General features: G+C 40.9%; 4 protein-coding genes and 1 pseudogene. 2 read left to right on the top strand and 3 right to left on the bottom strand.

Annotated elements, in window-relative coordinates; translation table 11 throughout:
- Positions 1-305 precede the first annotated feature (305 nt).
- Positions 306-1,268, top strand: a pseudogene (locus IQ236_RS28360) (WD40 repeat domain-containing protein); the annotation flags it as partial.
- The gene (locus IQ236_RS28355; RefSeq protein ID WP_456107206.1) at positions 1,248-2,630 is read left to right on the top strand and encodes a WD40 repeat domain-containing protein; all 1,383 of its coding nucleotides are present in this window, start codon (positions 1,248-1,250) and stop codon (positions 2,628-2,630) included. The pseudogene IQ236_RS28360 and the gene IQ236_RS28355, both read left to right, overlap by 21 nt.
- 523 nt (positions 2,631-3,153) lie before the next feature.
- Here IQ236_RS28355 and IQ236_RS16175 read toward each other — a convergent pair.
- The 3 genes from IQ236_RS16175 to phaE all read right to left on the bottom strand — a co-directional run bounded on the left by IQ236_RS16175 (position 3,154) and on the right by phaE (position 6,435).
- Positions 3,154-3,879 (bottom strand): GDSL-type esterase/lipase family protein, encoded by a 726-nt coding sequence (locus IQ236_RS16175; RefSeq protein WP_193870248.1) that lies wholly within the window; start codon positions 3,877-3,879, stop codon positions 3,154-3,156.
- 382 nt (positions 3,880-4,261) lie between these two features.
- Complete coding sequence (locus tag IQ236_RS16170; protein WP_193870247.1) at positions 4,262-5,356, bottom strand: class III poly(R)-hydroxyalkanoic acid synthase subunit PhaC; 1,095 nt, start codon at positions 5,354-5,356, stop codon at positions 4,262-4,264.
- An 86-nt stretch (positions 5,357-5,442) separates the two neighbouring features.
- On the bottom strand, positions 5,443-6,435 hold the full coding sequence (phaE, locus tag IQ236_RS16165) for a class III poly(R)-hydroxyalkanoic acid synthase subunit PhaE (RefSeq protein ID WP_190516701.1): 993 nt from the start codon (positions 6,433-6,435) through the stop codon (positions 5,443-5,445).
- Positions 6,436-6,470: the final 35 nt, after the last annotated feature.

The raw sequence follows: 6,470 nt of genomic DNA, 5'->3' as shown, positions 1-6,470 counted from the left end.
TATAAGAGACAGCTAGGGGACTAGGGGATAAGGGAAGCAACAGGATTTTAGCGGGTGGTCAACTGTCAACAATTGTTGAAGATCGGGAGGAACCAGAAGCCTTTATTGATGTAATATTAGAATCCGGTTTGCTGTTACGAAGACGGGAGGAACCGGAAGATCGATATCAATTGCTGCATGATTATTTAGTCTTACCCATTCGCCAACGATATGCCTTGCAAGAACAACAGCGCCAGCAAGATATTCAGCAGCGTTTAAACCAAGTTCAAGCTGAAAAATATCAAGCCGAAGCCGCTTTAGAAAAAATGAGTCGAGAGCAATTGTTAAAACGCAATCAACTCTTACAACAGTTGTTAGGAGTTTCGATGGTCGTTGCTCTATTATTGGGTTTTACAACAAAAGTAGCAACTCATCAACAGCGACGGGCTGATCAACAAAAACAACTGGCAGATTTAGCGACCTTAACGGCTTCTTCTGAAGCGCTTTTCTTCTCACAATATAAGTTTGATGCCTTAATGGAAAGTTTAAGGGCGGCTCGACAATTTCAACAATTGAAAGCCACAACAGCGCTGAGTCCTGAACTGACCACCATGGAAACTCGAATTGCAGCCACATTACAGCAGGCGGTGTATGGTATTGGAGAACGCAACCGTTTAGAAGGACATCTGGATGTCGCCTGGGATGTCTCTTTTAGTCCCAATGGCAAAACCATGGCTTCTGGGAGCTTTGATAAAACCGTTAAATTGTGGACACCTGAAGGTCAACTTTTACAAACCTTAGTCGGTCATACCGCCAGTGTCACGAGCGTTAGTTTCAGTCCCGATAGTCAATTACTCGCCTCTGCATCCCAGGATGGAACCATTAAACTTTGGCCGTTAGAGGCGGGAATCACAAAAGTTAGGGGCCAGATCTCTGTTCCCCGGGTAACACTCCAAGGTCATCGCAAAAGCGTTTCCTCTGTCACCTTTTCACCGGATGGCCGTTTGATAGCTTCGGGATCTGAAGATCGTCAATTAAAATTATGGAGTCGAGACGGGAAATTATTACGAACCTTTGTGAATCGGGCGGCGTTAACGTCCGTGACGTTTAGCCCTGATGGTCAAGTTTTAGCCATCGCTCTTGCTAATGGCATGGTAACAATTTTGGAATTGGATGGAACAATTCTCTACAATTTAGACCATACCGAAGATCCGAAGGAAACGGTTTATAAAGTCCAATTTTCTCCGAATGGTAAATTTATAGCCACGGTGGGACAAGATCAAACCCTGAAACTGTGGAATCGTCGCGGTCAACTGTTGAAAACCTTAAAGGGAGATGGCTCCAGAGTTTATGGGGTTCATTTTTCCCCCGATAGCAAATTATTAGCGACTTCTAGTGACGATAAGAATATTTATTTATGGACAGTGGAAGGAACGTTATTAAAACAATGGCAAGGACATGGGGATAAAGTCACGAATGTTCGATTTTCTCCCGATGGCAAGATTTTAGCGTCTTCTAGTTATGACAAAACGGTGAAACTGTGGAATATTGATCGCATTCCTCTGAAAACCCTGACTGGACATCAACATCGAGTTTTAGGGGTAAGTTTTAGCCCCAATGGTGAGATATTTGCCTCAGCAAGTCAGGATAAAACCGTGAAGTTGTGGAGTCGTACAGGAGCTTTATTAACGACATTAACCGGACATCAAGATCGGGTGGCGACGGTGAGTTTTAGCCCGGATGGTGAACTGTTGGCGACGGCCAGCTATGACCATCGGGTGAAATTGTGGCAACTAGGTGCTGATGCCGAAACCCCCCAAACATCCTCTAGGCGGTTATTTCAGTTTGGGGGGTTCGGGGGAATTCCTGGGCTATTTCATCGCGGGACAACTGCCTTACCTGTTCAGAAAAAGCGGGTTTCCGTAGAATCCATTCAATTGCTCAACAGTTGGATTGCTCATGATGATAGCATTATGAGTGTTACCTTCAGCCCTGATGGGGAAACGATTGCCACAGCCAGTAAGGATAAAACGGTGAAATTGTGGAACCGCCAGGGGGAGTTATTACACACCTTAATGGGACATCATTTATGGGTTAATAGTGTTACGTTTAGCCCTGATGGTCGAGTGATTGTGACTTCTAGTGACGATGGAACGATTAAACTGTGGAATTCTCAGGGAACTTTGTTAAAAACCATTGCTGGCCATCAAGGTTTGATTCTCAGTGTCAGTTTTAGCCCTGATGGTCAAGTGATTGCGTCCGCCGGCTATGACAATACGGTTAAACTTTGGGATCGCAAGGGGAACTATCTCAAGACATTATTAAAGGGATCAAGTGATAGTGTTACCAGTGTAGTGTTTAGTCCTGATAGTCAGTTAATCGCTTCAGCCAGTTTCGATGGCACGGTTAAACTTTGGAGTCGTCAGGATGGCACATTACTCAAAACATTAGTCGGCCATCGGGATAGCGTCATGGGGATTAGCTTCAGTCCCGATGGTCAGGTTTTAGTGTCCGCCAGTCGGGATAAAACCTTAATTATGTGGAATCTCGATTTAGATAACCTGATTGATCGCGCTTGTGATTGGGTTTACGATTATCTGCGAACAAATCCTAAAGTTGGCAATAGCGATCGCTATCTGTGCCATCTATAGTGTTAGGGAACAGGGAACAGGGAACAGGGAACAGGGAACAGACGCGCCCTGTAGAGACGCGCCATGGCGCGTCTCTACTACAATTTTAATGCGTAGTGCTATACCCTTATATCTTCTTATAAAAGCAAGGAAAGTAATAGAAAGCCGAAGAATAGGAGGGCAGATTCAAAAAATACTTGAAATTCTAATTTGCTAGTCATGGTTCCAACTCCTGATGGGGGTTAGTCTGGTCTGGGAGTATCCCACGAACATTGCGTTTGTGGGAAATCCATCTATTTTTACTGTTTTGCTCACCGCCTTATCTTTAATCGGGTGTTAGTTGAGGAGAATTAACCCCATAGTGGAGTAGAAATAGAACGTTGTGACTCAGAAATTAAGTAGGTTTAATTTTAAATGACTTAATCTTCTGAAATCTAAACAACTTAGCTTTTCTCCTTACCTTATATTGTATATTTTTTTTTCACGTCTGTACCTTAAGTTTTCCCCCTATTTGCCCTTCTCTGATTAGTTTTATTAATCTGTATCAAGCGCTGGTTTCCCAAGAAGGCAGATAGGTGTGAAGACCAGACATAGGTTCCCAGTTAAGAATATCGTGTAATAAAGCTTGATAGCCTCGGATATTGGGATGAAGACCATCAGCACTTAAATGTAACCGTCGCCAATGTTCTCCTCGTTTCAACCACAGGTCAAAAATATCGAGATAAGGAATCTGACGTTGTTCACAAGCTAACTGGGTGGCTTGTTTGTAGCGATACTGGTCAGCGTGATTATAATAAAAACAATCGAGAAATGGCATCTTACTTTCATCCACAGGCACCATTCCCACAAATAAAACCGGACACAAATTGACGGCCTGATCTAACAAATGATTCATTTGGGTATGAAAGTGTTCAAAGTCTGTAAACTCCCGTCCATCTGCTCGTCCTAACCGGGGAGAATCATTCACCCCAACCGACAAAATCATTAATTCAGGCTGACGATTTCGGAATTCTCCTCGGTGACTCCATTCTTTTTCTAACCGTTGGGAAACCTGAGCCACACCATTTCCTCGCACCCCTAAATTATAGAGGGCATGACCGGGATGGTTGGGAGACATCCACAGGCGACGTAAGCGTTCTACCCAGCCACCCCCAACGGGATCACCAAATCCATAAATTAGACTGTCTCCGAGAGCAACAATCCTCATGGGAAGATGGGGGTGATAAGGCTTAGGAAAATGGGAAAAAGATTGAGGAGAAAGGGTTCGCATACAAGCCTTCTTTTGAGGTCACATTAAAACCGAGTTGTTAAATTTTAGCACCCTAAAATCCCTCACTAGCAGGCATAATGCCTGTTTTACGGGATTTAAAGTTGCTCCTTTTAACTTGAATTTAGTCTAGCCTTGTTTGAGTTAAAAAAAAAGTTCCTGATGAACCTTTAAGATTAGATTTTTTTATGTTTGCTTGCTGCCGATTCGACAAAGTGTTGTTCAAAGATAAACTCTGAATATTAATTAATAAAATAATGTTCTGATTTTGAACAATTTTATTGACAGTTCTTAATCTTTGAAAAAATATATTAAAAAAGGGGAACTGAACTTAAGGTTTTTTCAGTATCCCCAGGATATTGTTCTCTAAAAACGGCTTATTCCGCTAACTTCTGGCTTTTAACCAATTGGCAATTGTAGGGGGTAAATCCCGTTGCACTTTCCCACTCACATACATTCCAATATGTCCGACGGGGAAAGATTGGACGGTATAATCTTTACTACCCACATATTGTTTTAAGGCAATAGATGATGATGGATCTACTAAATGATCTTTCTCCGCATACAGATTTAAAACAGGCATATTCACCGCTTTTAAATTCACCTGTTTCTCCCCAATCACAACTTCACTTTTAATTAATTTATTGCCTTGGTAGAAATCTTTTAAAAACTGCCGATAAGCTTCTCCCGCTTGATCTGGACTATCAAAAATCCATTTTTCCATCCGCATAAAATTAAGCAATTTATCTTGACTGCTCATAATATCTGGTAAATCCAAATATTTTTGATATCCCAATTGCAACGGTTTAAGCATCAAAAATTCAAGATTGAGGAAATCCCCTGGAACATTCCCCATGGCATCAATCATTAAATCCACATCTAACGCATCAGAACCCAGGGTACAACCTCCCCGCATATTTAATAGGGTATTTTTCATTTTAAAATCAACGGGAGTCACCATCACAATTAAGTTCTTCACCTTGTCGGGGTGCATGGAACTATAACACAAACTAAAGGTTCCCCCTTGACAAATTCCTAACAGATTAATTTTGTCTAATTGATGGGTTTTGCAAATAAAATCGACACAGTTATCCAGATAACCATTTAAGTAGTCATCTAAGGTTAACCAGCGATCGGCGCGAGTCGGATATCCCCAGTCTAGTAAATAAACATCTAATCCCAATTTTAACAAATTAGCAACTAAGGATCGATCTTCCTGTAAGTCAACCATAAACGGACGGTTAACTAAGGCATAAACAATTAAAACCGGAATTTGAAAGGGTTTTTCGACCTGGGATTTAAAGCGATATAAAATCACTTTATCTTCCTTATAAACCACTTCTTTAGGAGAAAAACCCACTTCAATATCTTCTTCTCGTAAACGGCTTAAATTTTCCATACCTTTCACGAGTTTTTGCGTTAACTCTACATATTCGTGGGTGGTATCTTCCAAGCTTAATTGAGTTAAAAAAGGTAACATAAGCTGAATTAGGGTATAGAGTGTGTGGAATGTGGAACAGGCATCTTGCCTGTTAATTAAAACCTATTAACAAAACAGGTCAACCGTTAACCTTCTGGTTCATACTTTGCTAAGGTTTTTTTCAACCGTTTAACTTCTTTCCGCAGTTCATAAACCGTTTTATGAATTTCATCCACTTCGCTGCGAGAGGGCATATTCATCGCTTTCATCCAAGATTCCATTAATTCTTGTTGTTGAATGCGATAGGCATTTAAAGCATTGAGAAAATCTCCATGAACTTTAAGATTTTCTTCCGAAACAAAAGTCTTCTCAAAAATATCGTCAGAAACGATACTCCAGAGATCTTGAAACTTCCGCCAGTCTGTAACGGGTTCGCCTTTTTCAGCTAATTCAACTAACTTTTGAATTAACGCTTCAAAGGACTTAACTTGAATATCGGATAATAAAATTTGATAATTGTTACTGGCGCGATAAAGATTGGTCCATTGATCAAATCCTTTGAGAATTTTATTGTTAAACTCCCGTGTAATTCCTAGGGTCGGACTTTGCAAGAAATTCCCAAAGGTAGGTTGATAAAACATCTCCCAATACAGGTTATTCAGTTCGATCCAAGGTTGACTATTTCCTGTCCAAGTTTGGTTTAACGGGCCAAGGGAAGACTCCATATAAGCCATCCAAACTTGATTAAACTTTTGGATTTGTTGAGAATATAATTGCCAAAGTTGAGTGGTATCTTGATTGATTTTTTGATTTCCTAGGGAAAAATCATCTAATTGTTTGCGAATTTGTGCGGTATAATTGGTTAAGGTTTTTTGCCAATCATCCCCCGCTTGAACTTTCGGTAAAATATCTTGCCAAGCCTCAAAAGACAGCTTCAGAAAACGCATTAATAATTGTTGATTTTGCGTAAACCGTTCTGTTAAAGCAGTCATATTGGGTTTGGTTTCCGCATTTCCGTTTTCTGCGGTTGCTACTCCCATTTGATTAAACCAGGCTTTCCAAATTTGAGTTCCTGCATCCGTCCAAGCATTCACCCAATTTCCGGTTAAATCATTCCAAGTTGCGGTTTCTTTATCCATTTTTTTCACCATGAATTCAATTGTTTAAGAAGAAC

The sequence above is a fragment of the Planktothrix mougeotii LEGE 06226 genome (assembly GCF_015207485.1).
GTDB lineage: Bacteria > Cyanobacteriota > Cyanobacteriia > Cyanobacteriales > Microcoleaceae > Planktothrix.
Note: the sequence above shows the minus strand (reverse complement) of the source record. Positions and strands in the feature narration are given on the sequence as shown.